18 protein-coding genes are annotated in these 19066 nt (G+C 57.8%); 9 read left to right on the top strand and 9 right to left on the bottom strand.

Annotated features, from left to right (window positions below; translation table 11 throughout):
- Positions 1-45 precede the first annotated feature (45 nt).
- Positions 46-981 carry a glutathione synthase gene (gene gshB, locus AADJ11_RS03905; protein ID WP_341233236.1) on the top strand — a complete coding sequence of 312 codons (936 nt, stop codon included), beginning with the start codon at positions 46-48 and terminating at the stop codon, positions 979-981.
- Positions 978-1895, top strand: coding sequence for an alpha/beta hydrolase (locus AADJ11_RS03910; protein ID WP_341233237.1), 918 nt, complete (start codon positions 978-980; stop codon positions 1893-1895). The genes gshB and AADJ11_RS03910 overlap by 4 nt, the downstream gene beginning before the upstream one ends.
- On the opposite strand, the gene AADJ11_RS03915 is transcribed toward AADJ11_RS03910, so the two are convergent.
- From AADJ11_RS03915 to AADJ11_RS03925, 3 genes are all read right to left on the bottom strand, one after another.
- Positions 1861-3375: a YifB family Mg chelatase-like AAA ATPase gene (locus tag AADJ11_RS03915; protein WP_341233238.1), complete on the bottom strand. Its 1515-nt coding sequence runs from the start codon at positions 3373-3375 to the stop codon at positions 1861-1863. The genes AADJ11_RS03910 and AADJ11_RS03915 overlap by 35 nt on opposite strands.
- A gap of 118 nt (positions 3376-3493) precedes the next feature.
- Complete coding sequence (locus AADJ11_RS03920; protein WP_341233239.1) at positions 3494-4177, bottom strand: glutathione S-transferase; 684 nt, start codon at positions 4175-4177, stop codon at positions 3494-3496.
- Between the two features lie 59 nt (positions 4178-4236).
- On the bottom strand, positions 4237-4818 hold the full coding sequence (locus AADJ11_RS03925) for a histidine phosphatase family protein (RefSeq protein ID WP_341233240.1): 582 nt from the start codon (positions 4816-4818) through the stop codon (positions 4237-4239).
- Between the two features lie 207 nt (positions 4819-5025).
- Between AADJ11_RS03925 and AADJ11_RS03930 the strand changes: the two genes are divergently transcribed.
- From AADJ11_RS03930 to AADJ11_RS03960, 7 genes are all read left to right on the top strand, one after another.
- Positions 5026-5859, top strand: coding sequence for an RNA polymerase factor sigma-32 (locus tag AADJ11_RS03930; protein ID WP_341233661.1), 834 nt, complete (start codon positions 5026-5028; stop codon positions 5857-5859).
- Positions 5856-6656 (top strand): ChaN family lipoprotein, encoded by an 801-nt coding sequence (locus AADJ11_RS03935; RefSeq protein WP_341233241.1) that lies wholly within the window; start codon positions 5856-5858, stop codon positions 6654-6656. Before AADJ11_RS03930 ends, AADJ11_RS03935 begins: the two co-directional genes overlap by 4 nt.
- A 71-nt stretch (positions 6657-6727) precedes the next feature.
- Complete coding sequence (gene coaBC / locus AADJ11_RS03940; protein ID WP_341233242.1) at positions 6728-7921, top strand: bifunctional phosphopantothenoylcysteine decarboxylase/phosphopantothenate--cysteine ligase CoaBC; 1194 nt, start codon at positions 6728-6730, stop codon at positions 7919-7921.
- Positions 7922-7995: 74 nt separating this feature from the next.
- The gene (gene dut, locus AADJ11_RS03945) at positions 7996-8445 is read left to right on the top strand and encodes a dUTP diphosphatase (protein ID WP_341233243.1); all 450 of its coding nucleotides are present in this window, start codon (positions 7996-7998) and stop codon (positions 8443-8445) included.
- Positions 8446-9489, top strand: a complete 1044-nt coding sequence (moeB, locus tag AADJ11_RS03950; RefSeq protein WP_341233244.1) for a molybdopterin-synthase adenylyltransferase MoeB — start codon at positions 8446-8448, stop codon at positions 9487-9489.
- A 59-nt stretch (positions 9490-9548) separates the two neighbouring features.
- Positions 9549-9980, top strand: a complete 432-nt coding sequence (locus tag AADJ11_RS03955; RefSeq protein WP_341233245.1) for a DsrE family protein — start codon at positions 9549-9551, stop codon at positions 9978-9980.
- 124 nt (positions 9981-10104) lie between these two features.
- Positions 10105-12120 carry a M3 family metallopeptidase gene (locus tag AADJ11_RS03960; protein ID WP_341233246.1) on the top strand — a complete coding sequence of 672 codons (2016 nt, stop codon included), beginning with the start codon at positions 10105-10107 and terminating at the stop codon, positions 12118-12120.
- A gap of 113 nt (positions 12121-12233) precedes the next feature.
- On the opposite strand, the gene AADJ11_RS03965 is transcribed toward AADJ11_RS03960, so the two are convergent.
- From AADJ11_RS03965 to AADJ11_RS03990, 6 genes are all read right to left on the bottom strand, one after another.
- A complete protein-coding gene (locus AADJ11_RS03965; RefSeq protein WP_341233247.1) occupies positions 12234-13166 on the bottom strand; it encodes a glyoxylate/hydroxypyruvate reductase A in 933 nt (310 codons plus the stop codon).
- Positions 13167-13172: 6 nt separating this feature from the next.
- A complete protein-coding gene (rodA, locus tag AADJ11_RS03970; RefSeq protein WP_341233248.1) occupies positions 13173-14312 on the bottom strand; it encodes a rod shape-determining protein RodA in 1140 nt (379 codons plus the stop codon).
- Positions 14309-16252, bottom strand: coding sequence for a penicillin-binding protein 2 (mrdA, locus tag AADJ11_RS03975; RefSeq protein ID WP_341233249.1), 1944 nt, complete (start codon positions 16250-16252; stop codon positions 14309-14311). The genes rodA and mrdA overlap by 4 nt, the downstream gene beginning before the upstream one ends.
- Positions 16253-16262: 10 nt before the next feature.
- Positions 16263-16895, bottom strand: coding sequence for a rod shape-determining protein MreD (locus tag AADJ11_RS03980; protein ID WP_341233250.1), 633 nt, complete (start codon positions 16893-16895; stop codon positions 16263-16265).
- Entirely contained in the window at positions 16895-17797 is a 903-nt protein-coding gene (gene mreC, locus AADJ11_RS03985) for a rod shape-determining protein MreC (RefSeq protein WP_341233251.1), read from the bottom strand. The genes AADJ11_RS03980 and mreC overlap by 1 nt, the downstream gene beginning before the upstream one ends.
- A 73-nt stretch (positions 17798-17870) precedes the next feature.
- Positions 17871-18917, bottom strand: coding sequence for a rod shape-determining protein (locus tag AADJ11_RS03990; protein ID WP_257884210.1), 1047 nt, complete (start codon positions 18915-18917; stop codon positions 17871-17873).
- Positions 18918-19066: the final 149 nt, after the last annotated feature.

Consider the following 19066-nt stretch of genomic DNA (forward strand, 5'->3'; position numbering starts at 1 on the left):
GCGCCGTGCTGCGTCATCTAATGTTGAACAGTACGGAGATCTGGTATGAAAATCGCCTTTCAAATGGACCCGATCGGGGCCGTCAACATCAATGCCGACAGCAGCTTTCGCATCGCCGAAGAGGCGCAGGCGCGTGGGCATACGCTCTTTTATTACCTGCCTGACAACCTTGCGTTTCAAGAGGGTCGGATCACGGCAAAAGGGTATGATCTGACGGTTCAGCGCGTGCAGGGCGACCACGCGACGCTTGGCCCGCTGCGCGAGGTTGATTTGGCAGATTTCGATGTGGTCTGGCTGCGCCAAGACCCGCCATTCGACATGCATTACATCACATCGACGCATCTTTTGGACCGGATCAAAGAAACTACGCTGGTTGTGAATGATCCGTTTTGGGTGCGCAATTACCCGGAAAAACTGATGTGCCTCGATTTTCCCGATCTGATCCCGCCGACCACAATTGCGCGTGATCTTGATACGATCAAGGCGTTCAAGGCCAAGCATGGCGATGTGATCTTAAAGCCGCTGTATGGCAATGGCGGGGCCGGTGTGTTCCGGCTTGACGAAAACGACCGCAACCTTGGATCGCTGTACGAGCTGTTTACCGGTTTCTCGCGCGAGCCGTTGATCGTGCAAAAATTTCTGCCAGCCGTGTCCAAAGGCGACAAACGTGTGATTTTGGTGGACGGGGAGGCTGTGGGCGCGATTAACCGTGTCCCCGCAGCGGGTGAAACACGGTCCAACATGCATGTTGGCGGCAGGCCTGAAAAAGTCGGCCTGACCGACCGCGACCTTGAGATTTGCGCGGCCATCGGCCCTGTGCTCAAGGAAAAAGGCCAGATATTTGTCGGCATCGATGTGATCGGCGACTACCTGACCGAGATCAACGTCACCTCGCCAACCGGTATCCAAGAGCTTGAGCGTTTTGACGGCACCAACATCGCGGCCAAAATCTGGGAAGCGATTGAAGCGCGCCGCGCATGAGCCTGATACGTCCCGCGCTGAACACCTATTTGCGGCTGGTGGAAAAGCGCAAGATGCGCCGCGCCAAGACGCCGCAGAAGCTGCGCCAGAACCTTGAGCTAAGCGCGCGACTGCTGTTTCACGCACCGCGCGGGACGACGATTGAGAAGACGACATTGCCGGGTGACATTGATGTGCTGACGGTGACGCCAAAGCATGTCACGTCCGACATCGTTATTTTCTATATCCACGGCGGCGGTTTTGTCTTTGGCAGCCCCGAAACCCACGCGGCGATGCTGGGCCAATTGGCGGCGCGGGTGGGCGCACGGGTTGTGATGCCACGCTATCGGCTTGCACCTGAGTTCAAGTTTCCCACAGCCGCGGACGATGTGGAAGCCGCCTATCGCGCGGTGATTGCGTCAGGCGTGAGCGCGCAGAATATCGTGGTTGGCGGTGATAGCGCGGGCGGCGGGCTGGCCTTTGGTCTGCTGTCAGACATTCTGGCCAAAAAGCTGCCAGCACCGCGTGGCGTTTTCGGTTTCTCGCCCTTCGTGGATTTCACACGCCAAGGGGCCAGCGTGGTTGAAAATGCCGACCGAGAGGCCGTGCTCCCCTCCGACCGTGCGGGGGAGTTGCTGGATATGTACTTGGGCGATGCGGATCGCTCTGATGCGCGATTGAACACATTAAGCGCCAATTTTCGCGGTGCCCCGCCCGTGTGGTTATGTGTGGGTGATACGGAAATTCTGCGCGACGATGCGCGCGCGTTGAACCAGCATTTGAAGTCCTGCGATGTAGATGTTTCTTTTCACGAGGAGTACGATCTGCCGCATGTTTGGCCGCTTTTTCACAACATTCTGCCCGAGGCCCGTCAGACCTTGGACACCCTTGCCGGATGGATCAAAGCGCTGCCGACGCCGGTATCCGAAAGCTAAGCGCCTCGGCCAGATGGTGTTTTTGGACGGTCTCGGCCTGGTCCAAATCTGCGATGGTGCGCGCGACACGCAACACGCGATGATAGCCACGCGCCGACAGGTGAAACCGCTCCGCGGCCTGCAGCAATAGCGCGCGGGCATCTGCATCAGGTGTTGCGATGCTTTCCAATAAATCACCCTCGGCGTCTGCGTTCAAATGCGCGTCCGGTGCATCGGTAAAGCGGGTCTCTTGGATCTGGCGCGCCGATGCGACGCGTGTTGCGACATCTGCCGACCCTTCGCTATCGCCGGGCAAATCCAGATCGGTAAAAGCGACGGGGGGCACATCGACCCGCAGATCAAACCTGTCCATCAAGGGGCCGGATATGCGGGCCATGTAGTCCTCGCCGCAGGCGGGAGCGCGGCTGCAAGCGCGCGCAGGGTCGCTGAGATATCCGCATTTACAGGGGTTCGCGGCGGCGACGAGCATGAATTCACACGGATATCGCACATGCGCATTGGCGCGGGCGATCATAACTTCGCCTGTCTCGACGGGTTGGCGCAACGTCTCAAGCACCATGCGGGGAAATTCGGGAAATTCATCCATGAACAGGACGCCATTATGCGCCAAGCTTACCTCGCCGGGTTTGGCCTGCCGCCCGCCGCCGATGATCGCGGCCATCGACGCGGTATGATGCGGTTCGCGAAACGGGCGTGTGCGCGATATCCCTCCTTCTATCAGCAATCCCGCGAGCGAATGGATCATCGAGGTGCTCAATGCCTCGCGCGGGGTGAGCGGGGGCAAGATCGATGGAAGCCGCGCGGCCAGCATGGATTTTCCTGACCCCGGCGTGCCCACAAACATCAGATGATGACGCCCTGCGGCAGCGATTTCCAACGCACGTTTCGCGCGTTCCTGCCCTTTGACGTCGCGCAGGTCTTTGGTTTGGTGCGGCGCGGAAACTTCGCCCGGATCGGCGGGGGGGATCGGCACCTGTCCGGTATAATGACGCACGACAGCGCCCAAGGAATCGGCTGCGATCACTTGGGTATTGCCGACCCAAGCCGCTTCTGCGCCAGAGGCTTCGGGACATAGAAGGCTGCGGTTGTGTTCGGCTGCCGTCATTGCAGCGGGCAATGCGCCGATCACCGGTATCAATGTTCCGTCCAACGACAGCTCGCCCAGTGCGACAACCGATTGGGTCACATCCTGAGGTAAAATGTCGATGGCCGACAGCAGCGCAAGGGCAATGGGCAGGTCAAAATGGCTGCCTTCTTTCGGCAGATCGGCAGGGCTTAGGTTAATGGTGATGCGTTTGCTGGGCAGCGCAATCGCCATCGACGAAAGTGCGGCACGCACCCGGTCGCGGGCCTCTGACACCGCTTTGTCGGGCAGACCCACAATCGAGAATGCGGGCAAACCGGCAGAGACGGCGCATTGCACTTCGACAATGCGCGCCTCGACGCCCTGAAACGCAACCGTATATGCACGCGAAACCATAGGGGCCCTTTCGGTGGCCAAGTTGGTTAATGCGTAGGTCTCGGGAGTTTAAGAAGCGTTAACTCCGGTGGATGCGTCGGAATTTGAGTTTATTTTGCAAAATGAAATAGGCGCTGGATCAAGCCACGGGCCAAGGAGACGTGTCGCAATCGATGTCGTATGGGACGGGGTCATAGCTTACCTTGAGGCTTTCTGCGCGCCATGTTTTGAAAGCAGGATCGTTCAGAGTGACAAGGCAGTAGTCCCGCGCTGACTGAGACACTGGCAAGTCATACCCGATGATGCGTGCGCAGACGGGGGCGTAAAACACATCGGCCAAGCTGTAGCTGCCGAACAGCCACGGGCCTTTGCCGTCGGATGCATCGCTGGCGTAATCCCACAGCTCTTGCAGGCGCACGAGGTCCTTTGTCAGTGCGTCTGAAACCGGCAGGCCCTTGTTCACGTGTCGAAGCTGCATGGGACATTCGCTGCGCAGGGTGGAGAACCCAGCCGTCATCGCCGCACATAGCCAGCGCGCGCGGGCACGTGCAGCTGGGTCTGCTGGCCAAAGCGCTTTCTCCGGATGCCGTTCGGCCAATGTCTCGGCCATGGCAAGGGTTTCACCAATCACTTCGCCTTGTGGGGTTTTGAGGGTCGGAACCAGCTTGGCGGGCGCCAGCTTTGCCATGCCTTGGGCCATGGTGCCGTCGTATAGGCTGACCATATGGCTGCGGAAGGGCAGGTCGAATTTTTCAAGCATCAGCCAGCCGCGCAGGGACCAGCTGGAGAAGGTTTTGTCGCCGATATATAGATCATATGTCATGGGTGGTTTCTATCCACGCCCGCGTGATCTGAGCAAATGCTATTATGTGACGCGTCCCATCACGGGGAATGATTGATGTGGGTTAGGGCCCACTGAGCTTGGCGCACTGTGATTTGCGTGGCGGATAGGTTGTCGATCTTATGGGAAAATGCCTCTGTCGCGGTGATGTTCAGGGCGCGCTGGACTTGCGTCAGGATGACCCCGAAATGGGCGACTGCGATAATGTGTTCATCTGGGTAAAGGGCATTCAAACGGTCCACCGCGGCGTTAACGCGCTGTGCTGCTGCGTTCCAGCTTTCGCCTTGCGGGGGGGCGACATCACCGGGTGTCGTCCAATAGGCCCGACTAAGTTCGGGGTGCTGTTCAGACACATCGCGGAAGTGCATCCCGTCCCACAGGCCGAAATCCATCTCTCGTAGTTTTTCGTCATGGGGCAGGCGCTGGCGCTGAGGGTGGGCCAGGACATCTGCCGTTGCTGCGGCGCGGATCAGGTCGGATGACACAAGGATCGCATCGCGTGGCAGATGCGCATTTAGGCGTGCGATCTGGGCGTGATCAGACAAATCAGCTGGAACATCGCGCCATCCGACAAAGGTTTTTTCATGCGTCGGCCCGTGTCGAACCCAATGCCACGTTGTCATTTTGCCGCCCCCAAAACGCCTGATAATGCGGCGGACACTAGCGCAGTTGACCCAGTCCTCAAGCGGTCGGGCGCAGAAATATTAAAAATATTTGAACCAAGCGGCCTGTTTTGGAGTTCATAAAATAAAGAGCCAAAATTCTTCTATCAGGGGGTGATTACTGTGGCACAATCTCAAGCGCGTGAATTTTCGTTGACCCGTACCGCAATGAAAGCAGAGCTTTTGGATGCGGAGACGGAATTAAGGCTGGCCTATGCCTGGCGGGACCAACGTGACGAGGAAGCCCTGCACCGGTTGATCACCGCCTATATGCGGCTGGCCGTGTCGATGGCGGGTAAGTTCAAACGCTATGGCGCGCCGATGAATGACCTTATTCAAGAGGCAAGTCTGGGGTTGATGAAAGCCGCCGATAAATTCGACCCCGATCGCGGCGTACGGTTTTCGACCTATGCGGTTTGGTGGATCAAGGCGAGCATTCAGGATCACGTTATGCGTAACTGGTCGATGGTGCGCACCGGATCGACTTCTTCGCAAAAATCGCTGTTTTTCAATATGCGCCGTGTTCAGGCCCGGATCGAGCGTGAGGCCCAAGTGGCTGGTGAAACGCTGGACGGGCACCAGTTGCGCCAGATGATCTCGACCGAAATTGGCGTACCGATGCATGATGTCGAGATGATGGAGGGCCGCCTGTCCGGTTCTGATTATTCGCTGAATGCCACGCAATCCGCCGAAGACGAAGGTCGCGAATGGATTGACGCGCTGGTTGACGATAGCGCGCAGGCGGCGGAAAAAGTCGAGGAAAGCCACGATATCACGACGCTTCGCAATTGGCTGTTGGGTGCGATGCACGCCTTGAATGAACGCGAGCAGTTTATTGTGCGCGAACGCAAGCTGCGCGAGCAGCCAAGAACGTTGGAAAGCTTGGGCGAAGAGCTTAGTTTGTCAAAAGAACGGGTACGCCAGCTCGAGGCAGCGGCCTTTGGCAAAATGCGCAAAACGCTTGAAACACAGTCAGCCGAAGTCCATCACTTCTTGATATGATTCGATACCTTACTGTTTTTCTGGCACTGCCATTTTTTGCTTCGGCTCAACCTTTAAACGATGATTTGCGCGCGCAATTACATGCGGCGCAAATTATTTTTTTGGGAGAGACGCACGACAATCCTGCCCATCATGAAATCCAAGCAGATATTGTGGCGCAACTCGCGCCCAAGGCTGTTGTGTACGAGATGATCACTGGGGCGCAGGCTGCAAAGGTGCACGGCGAGATTGTCGAAGATGAAACGGCGCTAGAGCAGGCGCTTGGCTGGAACGATAGTGGCTGGCCTGACTTCGCAATTTACTATCCGATATTCGCGGCAAGCGCTGAGGCCCAAATCTATGGCGCTGCGGTGCCGAGAGAGACAGCGCGCAAGGCGATGGGTGACGGCCTTGTCGCGGCATTTGGCGCGCAGGCCGCGGCGTTTGGGTTGGACGCGCCCTTGGAGCCCGACCAGCAAGCAGAGCGCGAAGCGATGCAGATGAAGGCCCATTGTGACGCGCTGCCGGCGGAATTGTTGCCCGCAATGGTGGATGTGCAACGCCTTCGGGATGCGCGGTTGGCGCAGGTCGCGATTGAAGCATTGGATGATACGGGCGGGCCGGTTGTCGTCATTACCGGCAATGGCCATGCGCGTGCTGATTGGGGCGCGCCTGTTACCCTCGCGCGGGTTCGGCCTGATGTCGCTGTGATCACGGTGGGGCAGGGCGAGGATGGTATCGCGCCCAAGGGGCGTTTCGATGCGGTTCTGCAGTCTCCTTCGGCAGAGCGTGAAGACCCTTGTTTGGCGTTTAACTAGCTCTGATGGGGCTGGCAGAACGGGGCCTTGCAGCCTATGGTCCACCCTAACTGTGTGAAAGAGGGCCGAACATGCTGGCTGGTAAACATATTCTGCTGATTATCGGTGGTGGCATCGCGGCGTTCAAATCGCTGGATCTGATCCGCCGCCTGCGCGAGCGTGGCGCGACGGTCACCCCTGTTCTTACCCGCGCTGGCGAAGAATTCGTGACGCCCATGTCTGTGTCGGCATTGGCGGGTCAGAAACTGTACCGCGATTTGTTCGACTTGGGCGATGAGGCTGAGATGGGTCATATCCAGCTTAGCCGTGTCGCCGATCTGGTTGTGGTTGCGCCCGCGACAGCCGATTTGATGGCCAAGATGGCCGGCGGCATGGCGAATGATCTTGCCTCGACCCTTTTGCTGGCCACGGACACGCCAGTGATGATCGCCCCTGCGATGAACGTGCGCATGTGGGAACACGCGGCCACGCAGCGCAACCTTGCCACGTTGCGCGGTGACGGGATCGCGGTTGTCGGGCCAAATGATGGCGATATGGCCTGTGGTGAATTTGGACCGGGGCGCATGTCGGAACCGTTGGAAATCGTGGCCGCGATTGAAGCGCAGCTGAACGATGGGCCCCTAAAAGGCCGGCGCATTCTGGTAACCTCAGGACCGACCCATGAACCGATTGATCCGGTGCGCTATATCGCAAACCGGTCCTCTGGCGCGCAAGGGTCGGCCATCGCCAGTGCGCTGGCTGCGTTGGGGGCGGATGTGGTGTTTATCACCGGCCCTGCCGATGTGCCGCCCCCAAGCGGGGTCGAGGTCGTACCCGTCGAAACCGCCCTGCAGATGCAAGAAGCCGTGGATGCGGCGTTGCCCGCCGACGCTGGTGTTTTTGCCGCCGCCGTAGCGGATTGGCGCGTCACCACGGCAAGCGACCGCAAGCTGAAAAAGTCAAAAGACGGTTTGCCGGTGCTTGAGTTCGCGGAAAACCCGGACATCCTGAAGACGGTCAGCCACATGGTATCTGGTCGCCCCAAGCTGGTTGTCGGCTTTGCCGCCGAAACCAATGATGTGATCGAGAACGCCACCGCCAAGCGTTTGCGCAAAGGCTGTGACTGGATCGTTGCGAATGACGTGTCACCGGGCACCGGGATCATGGGGGGCGGCGAAAACGCGGTAACCTTGATCAGTGACGCTGGCGCAGAAGATTGGCCGCGTATGGGCAAAGATCAAGTGGCAAAAAAGCTGGCCGCGCGCATTGCCGAGGCGTTGACGTAAAAGATTCTATGCCTTCGGCGAGGATTTAGAACCATTTGGAAATAGCTGCTGCGCAGATGTTTTGAGGGATAACGATGGCTGAGATTAAGTTTAAGCGGGTGGCGGGAAATGCGGATTTACCCTTGCCGGATTATGCCACGGCCGGCGCGGCAGGGATGGATTTGCGCGCGTTCTTGCCTGACGGCCCTATGGTTTTCGCAAAGGGTGAGATTAAGCTGATTTCGACCGGCTTTCATGTTGAGCTTCCCGCAGGGACAGAGATGCAGATCAGGCCAAGATCGGGGTTGGCGCTTAAGCACGGGTTTTTGATTCCCAACGCGCCGGGCACGGTGGACGAGGACTATCGTGGCGTCGTGATGGTCGGGCTGTATTATATTGGCGATGCGCCGTTCGAAATCCAGCATGGTGACAGGATTGCGCAGGCCGTGATTGCCGACGTGAAACGTTATGCCACTGTTGAGGTCGACACATTGTCCGATAGCACGCGCGGGGCTGGCGGGTTCGGGTCGACAGGGCTGAAATAGATGTTGCTGGTTGTTATCCTTGCTGCGGTCATCTGGGGTGCCGGTGCGGCGATGGGCAGCGCCCGCGAGACCCGGTTGAAGCTTTTAGGCGCGTTGTTTGGCGCAGTGATCGGGATAAACCTGCTGTTGCCAGAGACGAACCCCTTGCGGGTGGCAACAGGGGGGAGTGCAGCACCTTGGTTGTTGCTAACCGGGTTTGTTGTTTTGGCTTTTGCCTATGGGTGGGCCTTGAAATACCTGCGCAACCGGGCGGCCCCGGTTGGGGACACGACATCCCAACCCGCAGGCACATTTTCCGAGACGGAACTGAACCGGTACGCCCGCCACATTGTACTGAGAGAGGTGGGCGGCAGCGGCCAAAAGGCATTGAAGAATGCCAAGGTTTTGGTCGTTGGTGCTGGCGGTCTGGGCGCGCCTGTGCTGCAATATCTAGCGGCGGCGGGTGTGGGCACGATCGGCGTGATCGATGATGACATTGTCGAAAATGCAAACCTGCAACGCCAGGTCATTCACACAGATAAAAACATTGGCATGGCCAAGGTCTTTTCGGCGCAGATGGCGCTTGAGGCACAGAACCCCTTCGTCACAATCCGCCCATATCATCGTCGGTTGGACGAAGAGATCGCCGAGACCCTTGTCGCGGAATATGACATCGTTCTGGATGGGACCGATAATTTCGAGACGCGCTATTTGGTCAACCGCGCCTGTGTCGCTGCGGGCGTTCCGCTGATCTCGGGCGCGCTGAGCCAATGGGAGGGGCAGCTAAGTGTGTTTGATCCGGCCAAAGGCGCGCCATGTTATCAATGTGTGTTTCCGCAAGCCCCCGCCGCACATCTGGCCCCGTCTTGCGCGCAGGCCGGGGTGATTGGCCCGTTGCCCGGTGTTATCGGTTCGATGATGGCGGTCGAAGCGATCAAGGTCATTACGGGGGCGGGTGCGCCGCTGCGCGGCCAGATGGTGATCTATGATGCGCTCTATGGTGAAAACCGTGTGATCGGCGTCAGCAAGCGCGATGATTGTCCGGTTTGCGGCGACGTCTCATAAAAACCGCCGCGTTCAAAAAACGCGTTAGACTGGTCCCAATTTAGAAGGAGGAGAAACCCATGAAACGATTCGTACTTGCCGCCGCATTGGCATTGGCTCCGCTGGCGGCCTTCGCCGAAGGCGTAGCGCATAAAGTTGCCATTCACGTTGATGAAAACGACCCTCAGGTGATGAATATGGCGCTGAATAATGCCAGCAACCTTGCCCGTTATTATGAAAGCCAAGGCGACACTGTCACCATCGAAATGGTGACCTATGGCCCCGGTTTGAACATGTTGATCGCCGACAAAAGCCCGGTCGCCCAGCGTGTTTCCGCGATGTCGCTTGAACTGGATAACATCAGCTTTTCAGCTTGCGCCAATACGATGGCCGGTATGAAGAAAAAGTCCGGCCATGACGTGGTTTTGCTGTCCGAGGCTAATGTTGTGCCATCGGGTGTTGTCCGGTTGATCGAATTGCAGGAAGACGGGTTCGCCTATATCCGGCCCTGAAGGATGATGGGGGCGAGTGTCGCGGCGAAACCCTCGCCTTTAGCCGCTGATTTGACGCGGATATCACACAGGTGATTGCAACCGGTCGGCGTGAACCTTACCTGTAATGGCAAAGGAGAACACCATGACAAACCCCTTGCTTCAGGACTGGAACACGCCGTTCGAATTGGCCCCGTTCGACAAGATTTCCGATGATAATTTTCAGCCAGCGCTGGATCAGGCGCTGGCCGCACATCGCAAGGAGATTGATGCGATTGCCAACAGTGATGCCGCACCCACATTCGGCAATACGATCGAGGCGCTGGAACAGGCAGGTCGGCAGCTTGACCGCGTATTGGGCGTGTTTTTCACCGTGGCTGGCGCGGACAGCAACCCGGCCCGGGAAGAGTTGCAGCGCAAGTTCTCCCCCCTTTTGGCGGCGCATTTTTCTGAGATATCCAGCAACAAGGCATTGTTCGCGCGGGTGGCTGAGGTTTGGAAAAAACGGGACAGTTTTGATTTGACGCCAGAACAATCCCGCGTGCTGATGCTGACGCACCGCGGGTTTGTGCGGTCCGGTGCTGCATTGGAAGGTGCGCAAGACGCACGGATGAAAGAAATCAAGGGACGGCTAGCGGTTCTTGGCACGCAGTTTACGCAGAACCTTTTGGCGGATGAACGGTCATGGTTCATGAAACTTGAGGAAGCCGACCTTGAGGGGCTGCCCGAGTTTGTCATTGATGCCGCCCGCAACGCTGGTGTGGAGAAAGACGCAGGCGGGCCGGTTATTACCCTGTCGCGGTCGCTGATTGTTCCATTCCTGCAGTTTTCACCCCGCCGCGATCTGCGCGAAAAGGCGTTTCTGGCGTGGCAGGCGCGTGGGGCCAATGATGGCGAAACGGATAACCGTGCTATTGCAGCCGAAACACTGGCCTTGCGTGAAGAACGCGCCAACCTGCTTGGGTACAAGAATTTTGCAGCCTTCAAGCTGGAAACTGAAATGGCCAAGACGCCTGAGGCCGTGCGTCAACTGTTGATGGACGTGTGGGAGCCCGCCAAAGCGCAGGCCGAAGCCGACGGCGCGGTGTTGACGGACATCATGCACGCAGATGGCGTGAACGGCGATCTGGCCCCGTGGGACTGGCGGTATTATGCGGAAAAGCAGCGCATGGCCGAGCATGATCTCGACGAGGCCGCGTTGAAACCGTATTTCCAGCTGGACCGGATGATTGACGCGGCCTTTAGCTGCGCCACGCGTTTGTTCTCTCTCGAATTCGCACCCCTTGATGTGCCACTTTATCATCCTGATTGCCGCGCGTGGGAGGTGACACGAGACGGCAAGCACGTCGCCGTGTTCATCGGGGATTATTTTGCGCGTGGATCAAAGCGGTCGGGTGCATGGTGTTCTGCCATGCGGGCGCAGGCCAAGTTTCCGTTAGAGCAATCGCCGATTGTGATCAATGTCTGCAACTTCGCCAAAGGCTCGCCTGCGTTGTTGTCTTATGATGATGCGCGGACCTTGTTCCACGAGTTTGGCCATGCTTTGCATCAGATGTTATCGGATGTGACCTACGAATCGGTGAGCGGCACGTCGGTCGCCCGTGATTTTGTGGAACTGCCAAGCCAGCTTTACGAGCATTGGTTGGACGTTCCAGAAGTGCTGGGCGAATTTGCGACCCACGCCAAGACGGGCGAGCCGATGCCAAAAGAGATGTTGGATAAAGTTCTGGGGGCTGCCAACTTTGGCATGGGATTCGCTACGGTCGAATATGTGGCGTCGGCCTTGGTTGATCTGGAATTCCATGATGGTCCTGCGCCCAGCGATCCGATGACCAAGCAAGCGCAAGTCCTGGCCGACTTAGGCATGCCCGCTGCGATCACCATGCGCCACGCGACGCCGCAATTTGCCCATGTCTTTTCGGGGGATGGCTACTCCAGCGGCTACTACAGTTATATGTGGTCAGAGGTCATGGATGCGGATGCGTTTGAGGCTTTCGAAGAGGCAGGTGGCGCTTTTGACCCCGAAAAGGCAAAGGCGCTTGAGGCGCATATCCTTTCCACCGGAGGCAGTCAGGACGCGGCGGAATTGTATAAGGCGTTCAGAGGGCGCTTGCCCGGTGTAGAGGCATTGCTGAAAGGGCGTGGGCTTATCGCGGCTTGAAAAGAACTTTTTCGCCTTCGGCGAGAGTTTAAAGGCAAAATGAAATAACAGGCAAACCGCGCTGATTTCATTTTGCCAAATAAACTCAAATTCCGACCCCAAGGCGGGCGGGTTCAGTAGCCTAAGGTGCGATCGACCAGATGCAAAAAGGGCTTGCCGGTTTCGCCGCGTTGGATGTTCTGGACGATCATTTGTGATGCTGTCACGGCGCGTGTTTCCGCGGCGATGTGGGGGGTGACGGTGACATTGGGATGTGCCCAATAGGGGTGTTGTGCGGGCAGAGGTTCGGTTCGGAAAACGTCTAGGGTGGCATGCGCGATCTGGCCGCTATCAAGTGCGCTGATCAGGGCGTCATCGTCAATCAGCGGCCCGCGGCCGGGGTTGATGATATACGACCCCCTTGGCATTTTTGCCAGTGCCGCTTGGTCGATTGTGTTTTCGGTTGCGGGGGTGTCGGGCAGCAAGAGCACCAGTATTTCACTGCGGGTCAGAATATCCTGCAAGCCGTCTTGGCCGTCGAAACATTTTATCCCAGGTTCGTTTTTGGGGCTACGCGACCAGCCCGCCATATCAAAGCCGAGGCTGGCTAGCGTTTTGGCCGCCTCGGTGCCCAAAGCACCCATGCCAAGCATACCGACCTTACGCTCTTGTGCCAGCGGGGGCGTGCGCGGTGTCCAGTCGGTGCCAGTGTTCAGAATGTCGATATCCAGCCCAAGGTGATAGCGCATCACATGTCCGGTTACCCATTCCACCATCCCCTTGGTCAAGCCGGGGTCGACCATACGTGCCAGCGGGATGTTCAGGGTTTTGTTGCCTGTGATCTGTTCGACCCCGGCCCATAGGTTTAGCACGGCTTTGGCGCGTGTGTAGGGGGTGAAATCCTGCAAGTGGCTGTTGGGGGCATAGACGATATAATCAACCTCGGAAGGGGCAATATCGGTGCTGAGATTGGCGGTAATCCCCGCATCATGCAGGGCCTTGCGCAGGGGTTGTTCGTAGGTGGCCCAGCGTTCGGTGCGGGCGGCAAATAGAATATTGAGGGGCATAGAGACCTACCTTGGGCGGTGAACATGTGCAGATTGAACCAGCCCGAAAGCCAGCAAGAGAACCAGCATGGCCGATCCACCATAGCTGACAAGCGGTAAGGGCACGCCCACGACCGGGGCCATGCCCATGACCATCGACATATTGACCGCAAAGAACAAAAAGAAGTTCAGTGCGATGCCAAGCGTAAGCAGGGAGGAGAACCGATCCTTGTTGATCACGGCTGCGGTAATGCAGAACACAATAATCAACGCGTAAAGGCCGAGGAGCGAGACGCCGCCGATAAAACCGAATTCCTCGGCCAGGGTGGTAAAGATGAAATCGGTGTGTTTTTCCGGCAGGAAATTCAGGCGCGATTGCGTCCCTTGCATAAATCCGCGCCCTGTCCAGCCGCCGGACCCAAGCGCAATTTTGGATTGGGTGATATGATACCCTGCGCCCAGGGGATCGGTGCTGGGATCAATAAAGGTATCGATGCGCCGGAACTGATAGTCTTTTAGCAACTGCCAAGGGGTGCCGCGCGATTGGAAAACTGCGGTGATCAGACCGATGCCCGCGGAGAGGACCACGGCGAAATAGGCCCAGTGCACGCCAGCCAGAAACATCAGCCCCCCGCCCGCGCACATCAGCAACAGCGCAGTCCCAAGGTCGGGCTGTTTCAGCACCAACGCTGTGGGCACAAGGATCATGGTTATGGGCAGCAACACCCAGATGGGTCGCGACGTTTTCTTGGCGGGCAGCCAGTCGTAATAGGCCGCCAGCATCATCACCAAGGTGATCTTCATAAGTTCTGATGGTTGCAGGCGAAAAGAACCCAGCTCAATCCAGCGCTGCGCGCCCATGCCGACAGAACCGAAAAGTTCGACTGCAATCAGTAATACGACTGTCCCGAGATAGGCAACACCAGCAAGGTTGCGCCATAGCCAGATCGGCACCATCCCCACGGCAATCATCAACCCCAGCCCAAGGGCAAAGCGTTTCATTTGTGGTTCTGCCCAAGGCATAAAACTGCCGCCAGCGACCGAATACAGCATCAGGAAGCCGACACCGGATACAGCAATCAGCAAGACCGTCAGTGGCCAGTTCAGATGCAGGATTTTTTTGAACCCGGTGGGGACGTGTTTGACGTTATATTCAAGATAACTCATGCCTGATCTTTACCTTTGATCGTGGCTTGGGGTTGGACGTCGCGCAGTTCCTTTTGTTGTTCTGCAATGCGGTCCCTGTCGGCTGTTGGATAGGCCTCAAGGGGCGGCTCGCCACCATAAAGCGCCTGCAAAAGCACGTCGCGCGCAATTGGCGCAGCGGCTGTTGAACCGCCTCCGCCATGTTCCACCAGAACCGACACGGCATAGCGCGGCTTGTCAGACGGGGCAAAGGCGACGAACAGCGCGTGGTCGCGCCGTTCCCAAGGCAGGTCTTCGTTGCGGCTGACACCACGCGCGCGTTCTGCGGTGGTGATGCTGCGCACTTGGCTGGTGCCGGTTTTGCCTGCCATGCGCATCTCTTCTGCGATGATACGTGACCGGTATCCCGTGCCCCGTCGATCGTTGACGACGACATGCATTCCTTTGCGGATCTTGCGCAGGTTGTTTTCGTTCATCCCCAAAGGCTCGCCCGCGCCTGATGGCTGTTCGATCCCGTCGATGGATTTGATCAGGCGTGGCGTGACCATGCGGTTGGTGGCCAAACGTGCCGTCATCACCGCCAATTGCAGCGGCGAGCTGAGCGTGAAACCTTGGCCAATCGACGCATTTACCGTATCACCAATCACCCATTCCGCATCGCGTGTTTCGCGTTTCCAGGCTTTTGTCGGGGCCAGACCGGACGCGACCGACGACAGGGGTAAATCGTGGCGGATACCCAGACCAAATCGTTTTGCCATTGCCGATATTTTTTCGATCCCGACTTTTAGGGCAAGGTCGTAATAATACACATCGCAAGACTGCTTGAGCGAGTTTTCCAGATCCATCCAACCGTGGCCGGCGCGTTTCCAACAGTGGAACTTGCGCCCGCCAACCTCGACATGGCCGGGGCAATAGACGGTGTCATCGGGGCCAATGATGCCTTCTTCCAACGCGGCCATGGCCACGACCATTTTATAGGTTGATCCGGGAGGGTAGGTGCCTTGAACCGTCTTGTTGACCAAAGGGCGGAATTTTGACTCCAGCATCGGATCATAATCCGCCGATGAAATTCCCCCGATGAACAGGTTTGGATCATAGCTGGGCGAGGACGCGTTCGCGATCAAATCACCATTTTCACAATCGATAATGACCACCGCGGCGCTTTCTGTACCCAATCGCGCCTGAACATAGTTTTGCAGTTTGGAATCGATGGTCAGTTGAATGTCGGCACCCGATTGCCCCTCGCGGCGGGACAGCTCGCGCATCACGCGGCCTGTGGCGTTCACCTCGACCTGTTTGGTGCCAGCGACACCGCGCAGCAACCCTTCCTCGCGGGCCTCGACGTTGATGCGACCAATTTGGAAACGCGGGATGCGCAACACAGCATCCGGGGTTTCCTGCGCGTCGATATCTGCCTTACTTACGCGGCCAACGCGCCCTACAATATGGGCAAAGTCGGACCCACGCGGATAGACGCGCGTCAGGCCGACCTCGGGGCTGACGCCGGGCAGCGCGGGCGCATTCACGGAAACGCGGCTTAGTTCATCCCAAGTGACGTTATCGGCGACCGTGACAGGCAAGAACCGTTCGGCGGCTTTCACTTCGGCAATGGCGCGGTCCCGCGCTTCGGGATCAAGGCCGATCACTTTGGCCAGACGGTGCATGACCTCTTCGACGTCTCCTGCTTCCTCGCGGACCATGACGATGCGGTAGGACGGGATATTTTGGGCAAGCTGTACGCCGTTGCGGTCAAAAATTTCGCCGCGTGTGGGCGGGATCAGGCGGATGTTGATGCGGTTTTCTTCGGCCAGCAACAGGTATTGATCGGCCTGATCGACCTGCAGATAGTTCATGCGCGCGGCAAGACCGCCCATGAACAGCAGTTGCACGCCACCCAGCAGCGCTGCACGGCGGCTTAGCTTGGTTTGGCTTGCGTCTGTTTCAGCCCTGCTGCGTCTCATCCCCGTCTCCTCATGCGCGGCTGCCGGTACTGTCAAAGTCACCCGGTGTGGCCTTGCGGACCCCCATAAGCAGATGGGTGATCAAAACGACAACAGGATAGACCAAAATCGTCAGTCCTAATTCGATCAAGCTGAGCTTGAGATCAGGCCGGGGGACCAATACCAATACTAGCACAAGGCGGTTCAGCAGCAAAATAGCGACGAGCCATAATGTCACGGCAAACCATTCAGGCCCGAAGCTGCTGTCACGCAAGGATCGCCCGCGTACCTTCAGGTTTTCGCAAGCAACCAATGCCAGCAAGGCCCAAAGGCCCGGTGGGCGTTGAAGTAATAAATCAGTTAGCAAAAATACCGCGCATAGCAGAACCGCGGGCACATATTCAGGCCGCCGCACAGACCATGCAAAAGCAAACGCAATCAGCAGATCAGGCGCGACCATGTAGCGTGCATTGCCTTGGTTCAGCAGGTTGCGCAATCGCGCCTCTGCGGGGTCGATAGTGGCCAGTGGCGGCAGCAGGTCGACTTGAAACAGGGCCACGGGCTGTGTCTCAATCGGCAACAGGTGGAAAAACAGCAACGTCATCGCCAGCATCAGAAACACCGCGCGCATCATCCACAGGCGAAGGGGCGATTGCGTGTCCATTATTCGCCAAGCGCCTCGGGGGTGGTTGGTGCCGGGGCGGGTGTTTGGTCCAGTATGATCGACGCGCCCTCGGTCACCGTTTCGACGCTGTGACCGCGCAATACGCGCAGAAATTCCAGCCGTTCAAAATCAGCAGCCAGCCGCACACGCAGACGGCCACCGGGGTCTGCGGCGACCTGACCGATCAACAGGCCAGCAGGAAAGACCCCGCCATCGCCCGAGCTGATCACACGGTCACCGGGGCGGACAAGATCGGGGTTTTCCAGAAAATCAATCGGCGGCGCAGAGGAGTTATCGCCCGCAATAATCGCACGCTGGCCCGATGGCTGGATGGTCGCGGGGATGCGGCTGGACGTGTCGGTGACCAAAATAACCCGCGCCGTGTCTTTTCCGACGCCAGAAATCCTGCCCACAAGGCCGATGCCATCCACCGTGGCCCAGCCTTCGACAATGCCGTCTCTTGATCCGACATTCAGCAAGACGGATTGGCGAAACGGTGATCCGGAATCCGCAAGTACCACGCCGGTGATATAGGTCAGACGCGGATCAAGCCGCACCTTGTTCAGGTCCAGCAGCCGTGCATTTTCCTGTTCAAGCTGAAGCGCTGCTTCCTTCCATGTCTGCATCTTGCGCAACTCGGACCGCAGTTCCTGATTTTGCACGGTAAGCCGTTGATAGCTTTGATAGTCGCGCAGCAGGTTGATTGTTCCGGTTACAGGGGCCATGGCCCAATCCAGATTGGGCACGAGGCGATCTGTGATTTGCGCGCGAAACCGTTCGACGCGCGGGCTATCGATGCGCCACAGCAGGAACACACCCAACAGCAACAACATCAGCACAGCCAACATGATCCGCCGCAAAGGCCGGCCAAAATCGTTGGATGAGGATTTGTCTGTAGCCATGACGTGACGTGTTCCCTGCCTTTAGGGCAGGGCCGTCCTGCCGCTGATCGGGCTTTGGTAAAGTGTGCCTGATTTAGCTGTCGTAGTCGATGGCGTGGCGCAATTGTTTTTCGTATTCCAATGCCTTGCCGGTGCCCAATGCCACGCAGTTCAGCGGCTCATCGGCCACGGAAATGGCCAGACCTGTCTGCTCACGCAGCGCCAGATCCAGATCACCCAGCAACGCGCCACCACCTGTCAGCATCACACCGCGATCGACAATATCGGCGGCAAGGTCAGGCGGGGTGGTTTCAAGCGCGGTCATCACCGCTTCGCAGATTTGCTGCACGGGTTCGGCCAGGGCTTCGGCGATTTGGGCTTGGGTCACTTCGATTTCCTTGGGGACACCGTTTAACAGGTCGCGCCCGCGGATTTGCATTGATGTGCCGCGTCCGTCATCGGGCATCCGTGCGGTACCAATCGATGTCTTGATCCGCTCGGCCGTTGTTTCACCCACCAGCAGGTTTTGCTGACGGCGCAGATAGCTGATGATCGCCTCGTCCATACGGTCACCACCCACGCGCACGGAACGCGCGTAAACGATATCGCCCAGCGACAGAACCGCAACTTCGGTTGTACCACCGCCGATATCAACGACCATGTTGCCGGTTGGATCGGTGATCGGCATGCCCGCACCGATGGCAGCGGCGATGGGTTCTGCGATCAGACCCGCGCGGCGCGCACCAGCCGACAGAACCGACTGACGGATCGCACGTTTTTCAACGGGGGTCGCACCGTGGGGGACGCAGACAATGATTTTGGGCTTTGAAAAGGTCGAGCGTTTATGCACTTTGCGGATGAAATGTTTGATCATTTCCTCGGCGGTATCAAAGTCGGCAATGACACCTTCGCGCATGGGGCGGATCGCTTCGATGCTGCCCGGCGTCCGGCCCAGCATCAGCTTGGCGTCTTCGCCCACAGCCAGAACTTTTTTAACGCCGTCTTTGACGTGATACGCCACAACCGACGGTTCCGACAAAACGATGCCCTTGCCTTTGACATAGACCAAGGTGTTTGCCGTCCCAAGGTCGATGGCCATATCGGACGAGAACAAACCACGGAATTTATCAAATATCGACATGAGCAGCAGAACCTTGCAAAAAATCGTTTTGGGCCAACGCCTCTGAACTCTGATCAGAGACCGACCGTATGGTTGTATAGGATGATGTGCCCCCAGACGAAAGGGGGATTGACTCTCTTGGTGGCATGATGCCGCCACTACGCTATATT

The sequence above is a fragment of the uncultured Sulfitobacter sp. genome (assembly GCF_964021855.1).
GTDB lineage: Bacteria > Pseudomonadota > Alphaproteobacteria > Rhodobacterales > Rhodobacteraceae > Sulfitobacter.

What these genes read in the sequence shown, in the direction of transcription:
- gshB (WP_341233236.1), top strand. Translation starts at nt 46, where the DNA reads ATGAAAATCGCCTTTCAAATGGACCCGATCGGGGCCGTCAACATCAAT.
- AADJ11_RS03910 (WP_341233237.1), top strand. Translation starts at nt 978, where the DNA reads ATGAGCCTGATACGTCCCGCGCTGAACACCTATTTGCGGCTGGTGGAA.
- AADJ11_RS03915 (WP_341233238.1), bottom strand. Translation starts at nt 3,375, where the DNA reads ATGGTTTCGCGTGCATATACGGTTGCGTTTCAGGGCGTCGAGGCGCGC.
- AADJ11_RS03920 (WP_341233239.1), bottom strand. Translation starts at nt 4,177, where the DNA reads ATGACATATGATCTATATATCGGCGACAAAACCTTCTCCAGCTGGTCC.
- AADJ11_RS03925 (WP_341233240.1), bottom strand. Translation starts at nt 4,818, where the DNA reads ATGACAACGTGGCATTGGGTTCGACACGGGCCGACGCATGAAAAAACC.
- AADJ11_RS03930 (WP_341233661.1), top strand. Translation starts at nt 5,026, where the DNA reads ATGAAAGCAGAGCTTTTGGATGCGGAGACGGAATTAAGGCTGGCCTAT.
- AADJ11_RS03935 (WP_341233241.1), top strand. Translation starts at nt 5,856, where the DNA reads ATGATTCGATACCTTACTGTTTTTCTGGCACTGCCATTTTTTGCTTCG.
- coaBC (WP_341233242.1), top strand. Translation starts at nt 6,728, where the DNA reads ATGCTGGCTGGTAAACATATTCTGCTGATTATCGGTGGTGGCATCGCG.
- dut (WP_341233243.1), top strand. Translation starts at nt 7,996, where the DNA reads ATGGCTGAGATTAAGTTTAAGCGGGTGGCGGGAAATGCGGATTTACCC.
- moeB (WP_341233244.1), top strand. Translation starts at nt 8,446, where the DNA reads ATGTTGCTGGTTGTTATCCTTGCTGCGGTCATCTGGGGTGCCGGTGCG.
- AADJ11_RS03955 (WP_341233245.1), top strand. Translation starts at nt 9,549, where the DNA reads ATGAAACGATTCGTACTTGCCGCCGCATTGGCATTGGCTCCGCTGGCG.
- AADJ11_RS03960 (WP_341233246.1), top strand. Translation starts at nt 10,105, where the DNA reads ATGACAAACCCCTTGCTTCAGGACTGGAACACGCCGTTCGAATTGGCC.
- AADJ11_RS03965 (WP_341233247.1), bottom strand. Translation starts at nt 13,166, where the DNA reads ATGCCCCTCAATATTCTATTTGCCGCCCGCACCGAACGCTGGGCCACC.
- rodA (WP_341233248.1), bottom strand. Translation starts at nt 14,312, where the DNA reads ATGAGTTATCTTGAATATAACGTCAAACACGTCCCCACCGGGTTCAAA.
- mrdA (WP_341233249.1), bottom strand. Translation starts at nt 16,252, where the DNA reads ATGAGACGCAGCAGGGCTGAAACAGACGCAAGCCAAACCAAGCTAAGC.
- AADJ11_RS03980 (WP_341233250.1), bottom strand. Translation starts at nt 16,895, where the DNA reads ATGGACACGCAATCGCCCCTTCGCCTGTGGATGATGCGCGCGGTGTTT.
- mreC (WP_341233251.1), bottom strand. Translation starts at nt 17,797, where the DNA reads ATGGCTACAGACAAATCCTCATCCAACGATTTTGGCCGGCCTTTGCGG.
- AADJ11_RS03990 (WP_257884210.1), bottom strand. Translation starts at nt 18,917, where the DNA reads ATGTCGATATTTGATAAATTCCGTGGTTTGTTCTCGTCCGATATGGCC.